The sequence below is a fragment of the Rhodospirillales bacterium genome, assembly GCA_016699855.1.
In the GTDB taxonomy this organism is placed as follows: domain Bacteria; phylum Pseudomonadota; class Alphaproteobacteria; order Reyranellales; family Reyranellaceae.
Genome location: CP064988.1, coordinates 4069038 through 4084550, shown reverse-complemented (window position 1 = coordinate 4084550; position 15513 = coordinate 4069038). Strand labels below are relative to the sequence as shown.

Annotated in this window: 13 protein-coding genes, 1 tRNA gene and 1 pseudogene; 10 read left to right on the top strand and 5 right to left on the bottom strand. The window is 70.6% G+C overall.

Going from position 1 to position 15513, the window contains the following annotated elements:
* Positions 1 to 7: 7 nt before the first annotated feature.
* Together IPK81_19300 and IPK81_19295 are read right to left on the bottom strand one after the other, a co-directional pair.
* The gene (locus tag IPK81_19300; protein QQS11688.1) at positions 8 to 1237 is read right to left on the bottom strand and encodes an amidohydrolase family protein; all 1230 of its coding nucleotides are present in this window, start codon (positions 1235 to 1237) and stop codon (positions 8 to 10) included.
* 137 nt (positions 1238 to 1374) lie between these two features.
* Positions 1375 to 2205 carry a crotonase/enoyl-CoA hydratase family protein gene (locus tag IPK81_19295; GenBank protein ID QQS11687.1) on the bottom strand — a complete coding sequence of 277 codons (831 nt, stop codon included), beginning with the start codon at positions 2203 to 2205 and terminating at the stop codon, positions 1375 to 1377.
* A gap of 213 nt (positions 2206 to 2418) precedes the next feature.
* On the opposite strand from IPK81_19295, the gene IPK81_19290 reads away from it, so the two are divergent.
* The 3 genes and pseudogenes from IPK81_19290 (at position 2419) to IPK81_19280 (ending at position 4207) form a co-directional block, all read left to right on the top strand.
* Positions 2419 to 2493: transfer RNA gene (locus IPK81_19290), tRNA-Thr, on the top strand.
* Positions 2494 to 2575: 82 nt separating this feature from the next.
* Positions 2576 to 3145, top strand: a complete 570-nt coding sequence (locus IPK81_19285; GenBank protein QQS11686.1) for a thermonuclease family protein — start codon at positions 2576 to 2578, stop codon at positions 3143 to 3145.
* A 52-nt stretch (positions 3146 to 3197) separates the two neighbouring features.
* Positions 3198 to 4207: pseudogene (locus IPK81_19280) on the top strand (IS30 family transposase).
* 77 nt (positions 4208 to 4284) lie between these two features.
* On the opposite strand, the gene IPK81_19275 reads toward IPK81_19280, so the two are convergent.
* Positions 4285 to 6591: a xanthine dehydrogenase family protein molybdopterin-binding subunit gene (locus IPK81_19275; protein QQS15177.1), complete on the bottom strand. Its 2307-nt coding sequence runs from the start codon at positions 6589 to 6591 to the stop codon at positions 4285 to 4287.
* A gap of 141 nt (positions 6592 to 6732) precedes the next feature.
* On the opposite strand from IPK81_19275, the gene IPK81_19270 reads away from it, so the two are divergent.
* Positions 6733 to 7980 carry a serine hydrolase gene (locus tag IPK81_19270; protein ID QQS11685.1) on the top strand — a complete coding sequence of 416 codons (1248 nt, stop codon included), beginning with the start codon at positions 6733 to 6735 and terminating at the stop codon, positions 7978 to 7980.
* A gap of 22 nt (positions 7981 to 8002) precedes the next feature.
* On the opposite strand, the gene IPK81_19265 is transcribed toward IPK81_19270, so the two are convergent.
* A complete protein-coding gene (locus IPK81_19265) occupies positions 8003 to 8782 on the bottom strand; it encodes a 5-oxoprolinase subunit PxpA (GenBank protein ID QQS11684.1) in 780 nt (259 codons plus the stop codon).
* Between the two features lie 114 nt (positions 8783 to 8896).
* On the opposite strand from IPK81_19265, the gene pxpB reads away from it, so the two are divergent.
* The 6 genes from pxpB (at position 8897) to IPK81_19235 (ending at position 14490) form a co-directional block, all read left to right on the top strand.
* Positions 8897 to 9646 carry a 5-oxoprolinase subunit PxpB gene (gene pxpB / locus IPK81_19260; protein QQS11683.1) on the top strand — a complete coding sequence of 250 codons (750 nt, stop codon included), beginning with the start codon at positions 8897 to 8899 and terminating at the stop codon, positions 9644 to 9646.
* Entirely contained in the window at positions 9643 to 10695 is a 1053-nt protein-coding gene (locus tag IPK81_19255; GenBank protein ID QQS11682.1) for a biotin-dependent carboxyltransferase family protein, read from the top strand. The genes pxpB and IPK81_19255 overlap by 4 nt, the downstream gene beginning before the upstream one ends.
* A gap of 436 nt (positions 10696 to 11131) precedes the next feature.
* Complete coding sequence (locus IPK81_19250; GenBank protein ID QQS11681.1) at positions 11132 to 11629, top strand: hypothetical protein; 498 nt, start codon at positions 11132 to 11134, stop codon at positions 11627 to 11629.
* Positions 11630 to 11690: 61 nt separating this feature from the next.
* Positions 11691 to 12143, top strand: coding sequence for a hypothetical protein (locus tag IPK81_19245; protein QQS11680.1), 453 nt, complete (start codon positions 11691 to 11693; stop codon positions 12141 to 12143).
* A gap of 193 nt (positions 12144 to 12336) precedes the next feature.
* Positions 12337 to 13881: a methylmalonyl-CoA carboxyltransferase gene (locus IPK81_19240; protein QQS11679.1), complete on the top strand. Its 1545-nt coding sequence runs from the start codon at positions 12337 to 12339 to the stop codon at positions 13879 to 13881.
* A gap of 180 nt (positions 13882 to 14061) precedes the next feature.
* Positions 14062 to 14490: a hypothetical protein gene (locus IPK81_19235; GenBank protein QQS11678.1), complete on the top strand. Its 429-nt coding sequence runs from the start codon at positions 14062 to 14064 to the stop codon at positions 14488 to 14490.
* On the opposite strand, the gene IPK81_19230 is transcribed toward IPK81_19235, so the two are convergent.
* On the bottom strand, positions 14487 to 15485 hold the full coding sequence (locus tag IPK81_19230; GenBank protein ID QQS11677.1) for an SDR family oxidoreductase: 999 nt from the start codon (positions 15483 to 15485) through the stop codon (positions 14487 to 14489). The two genes, IPK81_19235 and IPK81_19230, sit on opposite strands and share 4 nt — an antisense overlap.
* Positions 15486 to 15513 lie beyond the last annotated feature (28 nt).

Here is a 15513-nt window from a genome sequence, read left to right as displayed (position 1 = left end):
GACCGCCCTACTGGGCGGCCACCCGCATCGCGGCGTCGGCGCCGCGGTTGTCGCGCACGATCGCGCCGCGCTTGACCACCAGACGGTGGTTCTCCTTGCGCGCCGCCATGGCGATGTCGCGCAGCGGATCGCCCTCGACGACCAGAAGGTCGGCGCTGTTGCCCTCGCGCACGCGGCCCTGGTCGGACAGCCGCATCAGGTCGGCGGCGCTGGCGGTCGAGAAGAACAGCGAGTCGCGGGTCGAGATGCCGACGCCGCACATGTATTCCAGCTCCATCGCATTGTCGCCGTGGTGGTTGTACGGCGTGCCGGCGTCGGTCCCCATCGCGATCTTGCAGCCCGCCGCGTAGTACATCTTCACCGAGTCGATGTGGCGCTCGAACACCCGCCGCGACTTCTCGACGACGTAGTCGGGAATGGTCTTGTCGCCCGAATCGGCGCCCTTGAGGATGTTCTGCACCGCCGACAGGGTCGGCACCAGCCAGGTGCCGCGGGACTGCATCTCCAGCACGCACTCGTCGGTCATGAAGATGCCGTGCTCGATCGAGGTGACGCCGCCGCGCACGGCGTTGAGGATGCCCTCGGCGCCCTGGGCGTGGCTGGCGGTGGTCTTGTTGAAGCGCGTCGCCTCGCGGATGCCGACCGACATCTCCTCGGCGGTGTAGTGCGCGTCCTCGGGATTGACGCCCGGCGTCATGACGCCGCCGGTGGCCATGATCTTCACGAGGTCCGATCCGGCGTGGATCTGCTCGCGCACGGCCTTGATCACCTCGTCGACGCCGTCGGCGACGCGCCCGGTGCGGTTGCCGTGGCCGCCGGTCATGCAGATCATGCGGCCGGAGCAGCGCATGGTCGGGCCGGCGAAGCGGCCGGCGTTGATGGCGTCGCGCAGCGCGAACTCGATGTAGTCCTTGCCGCCGCATTCGCGCACGGCGGTGATGCCGCCCTGCAGCGTGCGCTGCATGTACTCCAGGCCGCGCATGGCGATCTGGGCGGCGCTCAGCCGGTCCTGGGCGAGGCCGGGATTGCCCTCGGCGCCGGACAGCGAATGGACGTGGCAGTCGATCAGGCCGGGCAGCAGGGTGCCGCCGGAGGTGTCGATCCGGGGACCCGCGAAGCCGGCGAACTCGCCCGCCGGCGCGACCCGCTTGACGCGGCCGCCCTCCTCCAGCACGGCGTGGCCGTCGCGCGCCGTCTCGCCGTCGAACAGCTTCCCGCCGATGTAGAGCGTCGCCATCTTCATCCCCCCGCGGCCCCCCGCGACCGCCGCGTCACAATGTGGCGGGCGGTCCCGTGTGTCCATCGCGCGACCCCCATCGCGGATGGAACCGGACTGTAGATGAACACACGCTCACGACTCAAGCGCCTTCGCGCTCACAAGCTGCCATCGAGCGCCAGATTCGCGAATTTCGGCGCCCGCTTCTCCTGCGTGGCGCGGAACGCCTCCGGCATGTCGGCACCGTGGATGAAGGCGGCGTTCCACACGCTCATGTAGTTCAGCGCCTCGTCGACGCTGTGGTCGCGGGTGTAGTTGAGCATCTCCTTGCTGCCGTAGACGGCCAGCGGCGATTTGGCGGCGATGGTCCGCGCCACCGCCATGACGCCGTCGAGCAGCGCCGCCTGGCTGTCGAACACCGCGTTCACGAGGCCGGACCGCAGCGCCTCCGGCGCGCGCAGGTCGCGGCCGGTGTAGGCCAGCTCGCGGGCGAGGCCCTGCGGGATCAGATGCGGCAGGCGCTGCAGCGTGCCGACATCGGCGACCATCGCGAGGTCGATCTCCTTGACCACGAAGAAGGCGTCGGCGGCGCAGTAGCGCATGTCGCAGGCCGAGACGAGATCGACGCCGCCACCGATGCAGCCGCCCTGCACCGCCGCCAGCACCGGCACCCGGCTCTTCTCGATGACGGAGAACGACTCCTGGTAGGCCAGCAGGCCGCGGCGGAAGCGCTCGCGCCGGCGCGCCGGATCGCCCTCGTTCGCCGTGATCGAGCCGAACACCGAGAGATCCATCCCCGACGTGAAGTGCGGCCCGGTCGAGGAGATCACGGCGACGCGCACGGCGGCGTCGCCCGCGATGTCCTCGGCGAACACGCGCTTTATCTCGTCCCAGAAGGCCCGGGTCATCGAATTGCGCTTCTCCGGCCGGTTGAAGCGGATGTGGGCGACGTGGTCCGTCACGGCGTAGTCGAAGGTCGTGTAGCTCATCGGAAACCTCGAAGCGGGGCGGCGCCGGCGGTCCGCGCGCGGCAGGATATGGCATAACGCCGCGCCGGGGCCGACGCCATCGCCATCGACGGCCCGGCCGGTGCCGCCGCCGACGCGGATACCGGCGCCCGAAGGCGCGGGGGTTGAACCCCCCGCCCCCCTATGGCATACCGCCGCGCGTCCGGCGGACCGCGTCCGCGCCCATGGACGCACGCTGCCGTAGCTCAGTGGTAGAGCACTCCCTTGGTAAGGGAGAGGTCGACAGTTCAATCCTGTCCGGCAGCACCATTTCGTTCCTTCCTGCTCGCGAGGCGACCGTCACGCGCATGCGCGTTGACGCTCCGGCCGGCGCCGTCCACGATCCGCCCCGATGAGAAAGCCCGCCCCGGCCGCCCTGTTCGCGTGCTGCGTCGCCGCCGGTGTCGTCGTCGCCGGGGCCGGCGCGCGCGCCGAGACGTTCATCGTGGGACAAGCGGCGGGTCTGGACGAGGATTCGATCGCCGTCCAAGGCGAGCGCATCCGGCTGTGGGGCATCGACGCGCCCGACATGGCGCAGACGTGCCAGCGCGGCGGCCGGCCGTGGGCCTGCGGCCGCGACGCCGCCCGCGCGCTCGACCGCCTGGTCAGCGGCAAGCAGGTGCGCTGCCTCGTCATCACCCACGACAAGATCCGGCGTCTGGCGGTCGGCGACTGCACCTTGGGCGGCGAGAGCTTGTCGCGCTGGATGGTGCGCAACGGCTGGGCGGTCCAGAACACGCGCCAGACCGACGCCTACGCCAAGGACGAGGCCGACGCCAAGGAGGCCCGCCGCGGCATCTGGAACAGCCAGTTCGAGATGCCGTGGGAGTGGCGCGCAGCAGCGCGGCAAGGGGCGATAGGGCGCCCCCGAGAAAGACCCGGTCGTCATGTCGAGCGCAGCGAGGGATCTTTCCGCCGCTGAAAGATCCCCCTGAGTTCACAAACGAGGCGCAACACCAGCTTAAGGTGTTGCCATGGGTACACGATACGACCACCTCGACCTCGACGAGCGGTGCGAGATTGCCCGCCTTCGACAAGCCGGCCAGTCGATCCGCCAGATCGCTGCAGCTGTGGATCGCGCGCCATCGACCATCTCGCGCGAGCTGAGGCGCAACAGCGGGACCACGGTCGGCTACAGGCCGGCCTACGCCCAGGAGCAGGCCCGCGCCCGGCGATGGACCGGCTCCCGCCTCGAACGCGACGCGGACCTGCGCGGCCTCGTCCTCGGGCGCCTCGCCCAGGGCTGGTCGCCCGAGCAGGTCGCCGGCCGCCTCGGACGCGAGCGCGCCGCCAGCATCAGCCACGAGAGCATCTACCGCTTCATCCACGCCCAGCGCCGTCGCACCAACGACGCCGCCTGGCGCAACTACCTGCCGCGCCGCAAGCACCGCCGCGGCCGGCTCGGACGGCGCAAACGCTCCGTCGACGATCTCATCAAGGGCCGCGTCCCCATCGATCTACGGCCCCCCGGCGTCGACGGCCGCCGCACCTTCGGCCACTGGGAGGGCGACCTCATGTCGTTCGCCACGCCCGGCCGGACCATCCTCGTCGCCCACGAACGCAAGTCCCGTCTGGTCCTGGCGGCGCACCAGCCCGGCAAGCTCCCCGGACCCGTCGCCGAGCGGCTTCTCGCCTGGTTCCAGCGGCTCGATCCCCGCCTGCGACGCACCATCACCTTCGACAACGGCACCGAGTTCGCCCGCCACGGCTCGCTCGCCGACGCCCTCGGCCTCCGCGCCTTCTTCTGCGACCCCACAGCCCGTGGCAGAAGGGCGGCGTCGAGAACGCCATCGGACGCCTGCGCGGACGCTTGCCACGCAAGACCGACCTCGACACGATCACTCTCGACCGCCTCGACGCCGCGATTGCCGCCTACAACAACACGCCCCGCAAGTGCCTCGCCTTCAGGTCCCCGGCCGAGGTCTTCTTCGACAAACTGTTGCGCCTCGAATGTGAATCCACACCCTCGCCGCGCGCGGGATGACGGAGGTGCGGGCGAGGCGGCGCTGACTGGCGTGGCGGGAACGTGCCCGCGACCGCCGTCGGCGCGGCGACCCGAGCCTATTTCTTCGCGGCCTGGATCGCCTCCCACACCTTGAGCGGCGTCGCCGGCATCTGGAGGTTGCGCACGCCCAGCGGCCACAGCGCGTCCATGATCGCGTTCATCAGGGTCGGCGTCGAGCCGACGGTGCCCGATTCGCCCACGCCCTTGGCGCCCAGCGGATTGCTGCGCGCCGGCACCGAATCGTCGAGCTGGTTGTCGAAGCTCGGCAGATCGTCGGCCCGCGGCATGGCGTAGTCCATGAACGACGCCGTCAGCATCTGGCCCGATTCGCGGTCGTAGACCGCGCCCTCGAGCAGCGCCTGCCCGAGGCCCTGGCCGCAGCCGCCCTGGATCTGGCCGAACACGATGGGACGGTGCAGCGGGCGTCCGACATCGTCGACCGTGGTGTAGCGCTTGATCTCGACGCGGCCGGTGTCGGGGTCGATCTCGACCTCCGCGACATGGGCGCCGTTGGGCCATGCGATGCCTTCGACGGTGTTGACGTTCTCGATGTAGATGCGCTTCTCCGGCTGGCGCGCGGCGAGGTCGAACAGGCCGATGCGCTTGTCGGTGCCGACCACGCCGAAGACGCCGGCCTTGTACTCGATGTCGCCGGCCGACGCCTCGAGCGCGTCGGCGGCGAGGTTCTTGCCCTGGTCGACCAGCTTGCGCGAGCCGACCATGACCGCCGATCCGCCGATATAGGCCGAGCGCGAGCCCATCGAGCCAACGCCGCCGACGCGGTCGGAATCGCCCATCGCGATCTCGATCTTTCCGGGGTCGATGTCGAGCAGCTCGGCGGCGAGCTGGGTGAAGCTGGTCTGCAGCCCCTGCCACATGCCCTGCGTGCCCATCCAGATGCGGACCTTGCCGTCGCCCGTCACCTCGTAGTGCGCCATCTCGTCGAACACCAGCGCCGAGGTCCATTCGATGTAGGTGGCCAGGCCGCGGCCATAGAGCCGGCCGCGCTTCCGCGCCGCCGCCTTGCGCGCCGCGAAGCCGTCATAGTCCGCCGCCTTCAGGACCTTGGTCAGGAACAGGTCGAAATCGCCGGAATCGTATTTCTCGCCCATCGCCGTCGTGTAGGGCATCTGCGACGGCTTGACGAAATTGCGCCGCCGCAGCTCGGCGGGATCGATCCCCATCTGGCGCGCCGCGGTGTCCATCAGGCGCTCGAGGTTGAAGATGCATTCCGGCCGGCCGGCGCCGCGGTAGGCGCCGATCGTGGCGGTGTTGGTCAGCACGCAGTTGATGCGCATGTCGACCATGGGGATGTCGTAGTTGCCGGTCGACACCTTGGGGCCGACGAACAGCGGGATGGCGACGCCGGCCCGCGCCGGCTGGGCGCCGATATTGGCCCACGCCTCGACCCGCAGCGCCAGGATGCGGCCGTCCTTGTCGAGCGCCATCGACGCCTTGTGGAACTGGTCGCGTCCGGCGGTGGTGGCGAGGAACTCCTCGCCACGCTCCGCCCGCCATTTCACGGTGCGCTTCAGCGTCTTGCAGCACCACACCGCGACCGCCTCGTCCGGCTGGATGCCGACCTTCATGCCGAAGCCGCCGCCGATGTCGCGGACCAGCACGCGGACGCTCTCCTTCGGCATCTTGAGCACGGTCTCGGCGAGCTGGTCGCGCGTGACCGACGGGTTCTGGCTGCCGATGTTGACGGTGATGCGGCCGGACGCGGAATCCCACTCCGCCGTGATCGCCCTCGGCTCCATGGCGTTGACCACCAGCCGCTGGTGCTCGATGTCGAGCGCCACGACGTGCGCCGCCGCCTTGAACGCGGCGTCGACCTTGGCCTGGTCGCCGAACTTGTTGAAGCCCGCGAGGTTGCCCGGCGCGCCCGGCCACACCAGCGGCGCCCCGCGTTTCAGCGCGTCCTCGATCGTGACCACCGCCGGCAGCGGCTCGTAGGAGACGTCGACCAGCTCGGCGGCGTCGACCGCCTGCGCGCGGGTCGCGGCGACCACGGCGGCCACGGCCTCGCCGCCGAAGCGCACGACGTCCTTCGCCAGCGACCGGCGCGGCGTCATCTCCGGCATCGTGCCGTCGGCGTTGGGGAACATGCCGGGAAAGGCGAAATCGCCGACGCCGTCGGCCTCGAGGTCGGCCCAGGTGTAGACCGCGACGACGCCCGGCGCGGCCTTGGCGGCCGACGTGTCGATACCCAGGATCCTGGCGTGGGCGTGCGGCGCGCGGACGAGGACGACGTGGACGGCCGCGCCGGTGGCGTCGACGTTGTCGGCGAAGCCGCCGGTGCCGGTGAGCAGCCGCTGGTCCTCGACGCGCTGGATGTACTGGGCCTTGCCGAACGCCGCCATCGTCCACTCCTCCGGGATTCGATCCATACCGGGCGGCCCGCCGACGCCGCCGGCGAGCGCCCCGTTTTTCGGGAGCGCGGACTATAGCGAAATTCGCCCGGCGGGCGACAAAATCGCGCGTCGCCATGCTAGGCTCGGCGCATGGCACGGACGCTCGCGACCACGACGCGCCGCCGCGCGCTGATCGGCGCCGGCGCGACGATGCTCGGCGCCGGGGGCGCGCGCGCCGCCCCGGACGAGGAGGCGCTCGGGCGGAGCGCGGGCTATCCCGTCGGCACGCGGTCGAACTGGTTCTACGACGAGCGCGTGCGCGTCGGCTCGTTCAGCAACCTCGACGCGATCATGCCGCACAACCGGCTGCCGCGCGCGCCGGCGCCGCGCCCGCTGCCGCGCGGCGAGGACCTCGCGGATCTGCGGTACACGTTCGAGGGTGGCGCCCGCTCGATCGACGACTTCCTCGCCCGGCAACGCGTGACCGGTCTGATGGTCGTGCGCGGCGGCGCCGTCCTCGCCGAGCGCTACCAGTACGACCGCACGCCCGCGCACCGCTTCGTGTCGCAGTCGATGGCGAAGTCGATCACCTCGATCGGCGTCGGCTTCGCCGTGGCCGAGGGCCGCATCCGCTCGGTCGACGACATGGCGTCGGCCTACGTCCCGGCGATCGCCGGCGTGCCCTACGGCGATACATCGATCCGCGACCTGCTGCGGATGTCCTCGGGAGTCGCGTTCAGCGAGCGCTACGACGGCCGCGACGACGCCGCGAAGTTCGCCGGCATCCAGGCGCGCGACGGCACCGTCGCCGGGCTGCGCGCCTTCACGACGCGCGAGGCGCCGCCCGGCCGGCGCTTCCACTACGCCTCGATCGAGACCTCGACGTTGGCCGTCGTGCTGCACGCCGCGACGAAGCAGACGTTGTCGGCGTATATCGGCGAACGCCTGTGGCGGCCGATGGGCGCCGAGGCCGACGCGACGTGGGTGGTCGATCCCACCGGCACGGAGCGGGCCGGCGGCAATTTCAGCGCCACGCTGCGCGACTGGGGGCGGCTCGCGGTCCTGCTGGCCGACGACGGCGCGCGCGACGGGCGGCAGATCGTGCCGCGCGACTGGCTGCTGGAGGCGACGGACTGGCGCCGCCAGCCCGCCGCGTTCGCGCCCCGGGTGGCGACACCGTTCTTCGGCTACGGCTACCAGTTCTGGACGTTCCCGGCGGACAAGCGGCGCTTCGCGCTGCTCGGCGTCTACGGCCAGTCGATCTTCGTCGATCCGGAGCTGCGGCTGGCGCTGGTCATCACGGCGGCGGCGCGCAACGCCTCGGTCGGCAAGGAGTCGCTGGCCGGCGAACGCAACGCCCTGTGGCGCGCGCTGGTGGGCCGCTACGGCAAGTGGTAGGGACCGGCGCGGCGGAGCGCCGTCAGGCCATGCGCGCCATGGCGGGCAGCGGCAGCACGCGGATCTGCGTCGCCTCCAGCCCCGAGCGCACGGCGCGCGCGGTCTCGACCGCGTGCGGGCCGTCGCCGTGCACGCAGATCGAATCGACCTGGCAGGGGATGCGCTTGCCGCTGGTCGAGAACACGGCCTGCTCCGCGACCATGCGGCGGACCGACGCCAGCGCCTGGTCGGCGTCGTGGATCATCGCGTTGGGCAGCGAGCGCGGCGTGAGCAGGCCGGCGTCGGTGTAGGTGCGGTCGGCGAACACCTCCTCGGCGACCCGCAGCCCGGCCTTGCGGGCGGCCTTGCTCTGCTCGGTGTTGGCCTGGGCGAGGAAGATCAGCGACGGATCGACCGCCTTGGACGCGCGCGCGATGGCCGCCGCCATGCCGGCGTCCTCGGCCGACATGTTGCCCATCATGCCGTGCGGCTTGACGTGCGTGACCTTGCCGCCGTTGGCGGCCGCGATTCCGGCCAGCGCGCCGATCTGGTAGGCGATCATCGCCTCGATCTCGGCCTCCGAGAACCGCATCACGCGGCGGCCAAAACCCTGCAGGTCGGGGAAGCCGGGATGGGCGCCGACGCTGACGCCGTTCTTGACCGACAGGCGGACGGTCTCGGCCATCACCGACGGGTCGCTGGCGTGGAAACCGCACGCGACGTTCGCCGACACGACGACCTTCAGCAGGTCGGGATCGTTGCCCATCTTCCAGGCGCCGAAGCTCTCGCCGAGGTCGGCGTTGATGTTGACTTCGCTGCTCATGGCCGTCGCTCCTGGTCGCGGGCGCGATAGATGTGGCGCGGCGCGCCGCCGGCGCTATCTTAGCCGCTCCATGGCCGCGCCGGTCAACCGTGCGCGAAACGAGAGCGGGCCGAATTGAGCGTGCGGTACCTCAGCTGCGGCGACACCGCGTTCAGCGTCGAGTTCGGCACCGGCATCGACCCCGCCATCAACGCGCGCGTCATGGGCCTGCACGCCGCGATCAAGGCCGAGGCCGCCGCCGGCCGCCTGCCCGGCGTCGTCGAGACCGTTCCCAGCTTCCGCGCCCTGCTGGTGCACTACGATCCGCTGACCACCTCGCGCGCGGCCTTGGAGCCGCTGGTCGCCTCGCTGGTCGCCGAGAACCGCGCCGCGGCGTCGGTCGGCCGGGCGTGGATCGTGCCCTGCTGCTACGACGACCCCGAGTTCGCGCCGGATCTGCCGGAGGTGGCGGCGCGCACCGGCCATACCGTCGAGCAGGTGATCGCGCTGCACACCGGCGCGACGTTCACCGTCTACGTGCTCGGATTCATGCCGGGATATCCCTATATCGGCGGCCTTCCGAAGGCGTTGGAGCTGCCGCGGCGGAGCGAGCCCCGGGTGCGGGTGCCGAAAGGCTCCGTCGCGGTCGCGGGCGTCATGACCGGCGTCTACGCGTGGGACAGCCCGGGCGGCTGGCACCTGATCGGCCGCACCCCCGTGGCGATGTTCGACCCGCGCCGCGCGGAACCGTCGCTCTACGGACCGGGCGACACGACCTGGTTCCGCCGTATCGGCCGCGCCGAGTACGACGCGCTGCTGGCGTCCCAGGAGGCGGGAACGCTCGATGTCGGCCGGTTCCGCGTGGCGCCGGGAGCCCGGCCATGACCGCGCCGGCGCTACGCATCGTCCGGGCGGGCCTGTTCGACACGCTGCAGGATCTCGGGCGGATCGGCTTCCAGGAGCTGGGCATGCCGACCGCCGGCGCGATGGATTCCGTCGCGCTGCGGCTGGCGAACGCGCTGGTCGGCAACCCGGACGACACCGCCTGCCTCGAGATCGGCGTGATGGGCCCCGAGATCCGAATCGAGGCCGACAGCGCGCGGATCGCCGTCGTCGGCCCCGTGGCGCCGGTCCTGACGGACGTCGACGGCGGCGCGGCGCGGCCCATCGAAGCGAACCGCTCGCATCTGCTGACACGCGGCCAGACGGTGCGCGTTGGCATGGTGGACGGTGTGCCGGTCGGGTATCTGGCCGTCGCGGGCGGATTCGCGCTGGCGCCGTTCATGGGCAGCTTGTCGACCTACGCTCGCGCGGGGATCGGCGGTCTCGACGGCCGCAAGCTCCGCGACGGCGACGCGCTGCCGCTGGCGCTCGCCGACGCGCCGGCGCGCGGCGAGCTAAGGCTCGGCGCGCCGTTCGACTACGGCGCCGGACCGGTTCGCGTCGTGCTCGGCCCCCAGGACGACTACTTCTCCGCCGCCGGCATCGCGGCCTTCCTGAGCGGCCCGTACGTCGTCACCAAGGAGGCCGACCGCATGGGAATCCGGCTGGAGGGTCCGCGCGTCGAGCATGCCAATGGCGCCGATATCGCGTCCGACGGAATCGCGCCGGGCGCGATCCAAGTGCCCGGCGCCGGACAGCCCATCGTCCTGCTGGCCGACCGCCAGACCGTCGGCGGCTACACCAAGATCGCCACCGTGATCTCCGCCGACCTGCCCCGGACGTGCCGGTTGCTGCCGGGGCAAAGCGTCACTTTCACGGCGGTCGACGTGGCGACCGCCGAATCGGCCCGGCGGGCGCTCGAGATCCGGATCAAGGCGGCTGTGGCGGGATTGGTGCCGGCACGCCCGGCCGGCGGCATCGATCTCGCCGCTCTCCATGGCGCCAATCTGATCGGCGGGGTCGCCGGTCCGGGAATGCCCGGCTGGGACTAGCGGGCGGTAATCAGAATTGCACACGCACCGCCGTGCGCACTTTTTGCTCGACGCTGTAGAGCGCGCTATTCGACCAATACCGCACCTCCGAGCCAAACTTCGCGAGGAGGACAATCGGCGACACAAAGATCAGCAAGATCATGAACTTACGAGTCATAACTAATCTCTGAAGTTAAATAAATTAATGATAATTTCACGTTATTTATACGCTTGGCCAAAGCCACAGACAACTGATTTCGCTAGAATAATCGTGAAAAGAAATTATCACGTGATATGTGAGATTAAAAAGATTTTGCAAATCGTTAATTCTAAAGTATAATTTTCAGCAGTTAAAATTTTAGTCTGAATATTCCGGGTGAACGCCTAATCGATCCGATCGATCAAGGCCTGCCCGTAAGAGTTAGGGCGCCAATCTATATTGCGGGAGAATTCTCAGATGGCCAGAATGAAGGCATTCCAGTCCGCGCAGCGCCCGATCGGCATCGCGCTGTCGTTCCTGACGGTGTTCGTCGCGGCGCCGCCGGTCGTCATCGCGACCACCACGGTGATCCACGACGCCGCGATCACGGCGATGATCCTGCTGTGCGGGCTTCTGCTGTTTCCCCTGGTGGTCGTGCTACGCGCGCCGACACCGGAGCTCGGCTTGGCGCGCGGTCTGCTGACCGCCGGCGTCATGCTGATCCTGTTCCCGCTGGCGGTGGTCGTGGTCGTGCTGGCGAACGCCGGTTCGCTGGCCGAGGGCGGCGCCGACATCGCGGCCGTCTGCAAGGATTTCCTGGTGAGCTACGACCTCGCGGCCGGCTCCGCCTGCCTTGCGCTAGGCTGGCTGGTCAACCGCAGCGCCACCAACGCGGCCGCCCCCGAGGCGACCGCCGAGACCGCCTCCGCCTCCGCCTCCGCCTCCGCCTCCGCCTCCGCCTCCGCCTCCGCCTGACCCTCGACCACGACCGGAGGCGGCCGGACGCCGCCGCCCGCGGCAGACCATGGAGTGAATGATGGACATGTCGCATCTCGACGATTCGAAGGCCTCTGACTTCATGATGCGCGTCGCCGTCGCGTTCGTGATGACGATGGTGGCCGCGCCACCGGCGCTGGTCGTGACCCACGGGCTGGTGATCGACGCGCCGATCGCCCGCGTCGGCCTGCTGCTGCCGGTCCTGGCGTTGATACTCTGGTCGGTGACGTTCGCCTCGACGATGCACCAAGTCTTCAGCCGGGGCCTCCTCGCCGCGGCGGTGTCGTTGCTGGCCTTCCCGGTCGCGCAGGCGGTCCTGCCGACGCCCGGACCCGAGCGCGTGGTGTTCAACGCCCTGCGCAACATGCTGCTGGTCTACAGCCTCGGCGTCGGCGGCTCGGCCCTGGTGCTGAGCTTCTTCCTGGCCAATCCGGCGCGCGGCAAGGCCGGTACGGGGCCGTCGGACACCGGCCGCGACACACCGGCCGCCTAGTCGGCCGGCACGCCCGCCGGGGCCGACGCGGCCCCGGCCGGCCGTCCCGACGCGCCGGCGGAACCGGCTCGATGCAGCCATGCTCCCCGCGCAACGGCGCCGCCACTCGCATCGGGCGGCGCGATGCTAGGGTGCGGCCCCGGCGGCCGCCCCGTGGGCGTGGCCGACCCGGCAAGGGACGGAAGGATCGCGGATGAGCTGGCAACCGGAACTCGACGAACTCAAGCTCCGCCAGGAGATGGTCCGGCGCATGGGCGGCCCGGACAAGGTCAAGCGCCAGCACGACGGCGGCCGCCTGACGGTGCGGGAACGGATCGACCGCCTGCTCGATCCCGGCAGCTTCCGCGAATGGGGCAGCGCCGCCGGCATGGCCACATACGACGGCCGCAACGACCTGGTCGAGCTCGTGGCGTCGAACTCGGTGACCGGGCGCGGCACGATCGACGGCCGCCCCGTGGTCGTCTCGGGCGACGACTTCACCGTGCGCGGCGGTTCGGCCGACGCCACGATCAAGGAGAAGAATCTCCTCGCCGAGAAGATGGCGAACCAGTACCGCATCCCGATCGTCCGCATCATCGAGGGCTCCGGCGGCGGCGGCTCGGTCAAGACCATCGAGACGACCGGCCGCGCCAACGTGCCGGGCGTGATCGGCTTCGACGTCGTCACCGCGAACATGGGCGCGGTGCCCGTGGTGGCGCTCGGGCTGGGCTCGGTCGCGGGGCTCGGCGCGGCGCGGCTGGCCGCGTCGCACTACTCCGTCATGGTCAAGGGACTGTCCGCGATGTTCGTCGCGGGCCCGCCGGTGGTCGCGCGGCTGGGCCAGGCCCTGACCAAGGAGGAGCTGGGCGGCTGGGAGATCCAGCTCCGCGCCGGCGCCGTCGACGAGGCCGTCGACAGCGAGGAGGAGGCTTTCGCGATGGCGCGGAGGTTCCTGTCGTACATGCCGCAATCGGCGGGCGATCCACCGGCGCGCGGCGCCGCGACCGACGATCCGGCGCGCCGTGACGAGAAGCTCCTGTCCATCATCCCGCGCGACACGCGCAAGGTCTACGCCATGCGGCAGATCGTGAACTCGGTCGTCGACAAGGGCAGCTTCTTCGAAATGAACAAGCTCTACGGCCGCTCGGTGATCACCGGACTTTGCCGGATCGACGGTTGGCCGGTGGCGATGATGGCCAGCGACCCCACGCACTACGGCGGCGCCTGGACCGCCGACACCTGCCAGAAGGTGATCCGTTTCATGGATCTGGCCGAGACCTTCCGCATCCCCGTCGTCTATCTCGAGGACTGCCCCGGCTTCCTGATCGGTCTCGAGGCGGAGCGCAGCGGCGTCATCAAGGCCGGCGTGCGCGCCATGGCGGCGATGCACCAGATCACGGTGCCGTGGTGCACCTTCATCGTGCGCAACAATTTCGGCGTCGCAGGCGCGGCCCACAAGAACACCGGCCGGGTCGCGCTGCGCTACGCCTGGCCCTCGGGCCGCTGGGGCTCGCTGCCGCTGGAGGGCGGGATCGAAGCCGCGTACCGGGCCGACATCGACGCCGCGCCCGACCCCAAGGCGAAACTCGACGAGATCGAGGGACGGCTGAACAAGCTGCGCTCGCCTTTCCGCAGCGCCGAGGCGTTCTGGATCGAGGAGATCGTCGATCCGCGCGACACGCGCCGGTTGCTGTGCGAGTTCGCCAATCTCGCCGCGCCGGTCCGCGGCGGCGAGGCGCGGTACTGGATGCGGCCCTGACGACGGGACGTTCCGGCACCGACGGAACGCGACGAGATGACGGCACGGTAACCTAGGCACCGCCGCGTCGCCCGTGCGCCGACTGGCCACGGGCGGGAAAGTCGGCGACGATATTCCCGCCGCGCGGGCGACGCGGGGGAGGCTATCACCATGAACGACACTTAGGTCCTGCGCACGGCGTTGATCGGCTTCTTCGCCGGCGCCGTCGCCATCGTCGCGTTCCACCAGGTCGGGTTCCTCGTCCTGACGCAGCTTGGCGTGATCAAGGCCACGACCTACGCCATGACGGCGACGAAGCCGCTCGGCGTGCCGCTGATCTTCTCCTACATGTTCTGGGGCGGGCTCTGGGGCGTGGTCGGCGCCTTTCTCGTGCCGCGGCTGCCCGCCGGCCTGACCGGCGCCGTCGGCTGGATCCTGTTCGCGATGATCGTGCCGACGCTGGCGAACTGGTTCATCGTGGCGCCGCTCAAGGGCGCGGCGCTCGGCAACGGCTTCCGCGCGCCCGGCGTGTACATCGCGCCGCTCGTCTACGCCTTCTGGGGCCTCGGCATGTGGTTGCTCAGCGAGGCGCTCGGCCGCGTCTGGGGCGGCCCCCGCGCCGCCCGTTAGACGGCGAGCCCCGCGATCTGCTCGTCGAGGTCGTCGGCCACGAAGTGCCGAACGATCTCGTCGAGGTCGCGGTCGGTCTCGAAACCGAGCCGACGCGCGCGCGCCGAATCGATGCCGCGCGGCCAGCCGTCGACGATCCGCTGGATCGCGGGGTCGTGCTCCCACGCGACGTTGCCCAGCTTCCGGTTGCCGGCATGGCGCCGCATCGCGGCCTCGAGATCGCGCGCCGTGACCGAGATGCCGTTGAGCAGCAGGGCGCGGCCGGGGCCGAACGCGTCGACATCGAGGTTGTGCGCGCGCACGAACGCCTCGACCGTCCGTCGCGGGCTCAGGACCGCCATCACGGAGTCGGGCGTGACGGGGCACACCACGTCGACGCCCGACAGCGGCTCGCGGACGATCGAGCTGGCCCAGGTCGAGGCCGCCTTGTTGGGCCGGCCCGTGCGCACGCAGATCGTCGGCAGCCGGATGGCGGTGCCGCGCACGTAGCCCTTGCGCGTGTAGTCGCGCGCCAGGAACTCGCCGATCGCCTTCTGCGCGCCGTACGACGTCTGCGGCGTCAGCGGCGTGTCGTCGCCGACGGCCGGCGGCAGATCGCCGCCGTAGGCCGCGAGCGAGGAGGTGAAGATCACGCGCGGCGCGGTGCCCAGCGCGCGGCAGGCCTCGAGCACGTTGCGCGCGCCGTCGAGATTGACGCGGTAGCCGAGATCGAAATCGGCCTCGGCGCCGGCGCTGACCACGGCGGCGAAATGGAACACGGTGGCGGCGCCCTGCACGATGGACTGCACGGTGGCGAAGTTGGCGATGTCGCCCGCCACCGTCCGCACGCGCGGATCGTCGAGTCCCGGCCCCTCCGCCTTTCCGACGTCGAACAACACCAGTTCGCCGACGCGCTGCGGCCGCCCGGCCGGCCCGACCAGGGCCTCCCCGGCGAGCAGGCGCCGCGCGAGCTTCTTGCCGAGGAAACCGGCGCCGCCGGTGATCACGACCTTCATGCGGCCCTCCATCGGAACAGGCGCGACA

Coding starts and splice junctions, on each gene's coding strand:
- IPK81_19275 (QQS15177.1), bottom strand. CDS start 6,591: ATGGCGGCGTTCGGCAAGGCCCAGTACATCCAGCGCGTCGAGGACCAG.
- IPK81_19270 (QQS11685.1), top strand. CDS start 6,733: ATGGCACGGACGCTCGCGACCACGACGCGCCGCCGCGCGCTGATCGGC.
- IPK81_19250 (QQS11681.1), top strand. CDS start 11,132: ATGGCCAGAATGAAGGCATTCCAGTCCGCGCAGCGCCCGATCGGCATC.
- IPK81_19255 (QQS11682.1), top strand. CDS start 9,643: ATGACCGCGCCGGCGCTACGCATCGTCCGGGCGGGCCTGTTCGACACG.
- IPK81_19245 (QQS11680.1), top strand. CDS start 11,691: ATGGACATGTCGCATCTCGACGATTCGAAGGCCTCTGACTTCATGATG.
- IPK81_19300 (QQS11688.1), bottom strand. CDS start 1,237: ATGGCGACGCTCTACATCGGCGGGAAGCTGTTCGACGGCGAGACGGCG.
- IPK81_19265 (QQS11684.1), bottom strand. CDS start 8,782: ATGAGCAGCGAAGTCAACATCAACGCCGACCTCGGCGAGAGCTTCGGC.
- IPK81_19230 (QQS11677.1), bottom strand. CDS start 15,485: ATGAAGGTCGTGATCACCGGCGGCGCCGGTTTCCTCGGCAAGAAGCTC.
- IPK81_19285 (QQS11686.1), top strand. CDS start 2,576: ATGAGAAAGCCCGCCCCGGCCGCCCTGTTCGCGTGCTGCGTCGCCGCC.
- IPK81_19240 (QQS11679.1), top strand. CDS start 12,337: ATGAGCTGGCAACCGGAACTCGACGAACTCAAGCTCCGCCAGGAGATG.
- IPK81_19295 (QQS11687.1), bottom strand. CDS start 2,205: ATGAGCTACACGACCTTCGACTACGCCGTGACGGACCACGTCGCCCAC.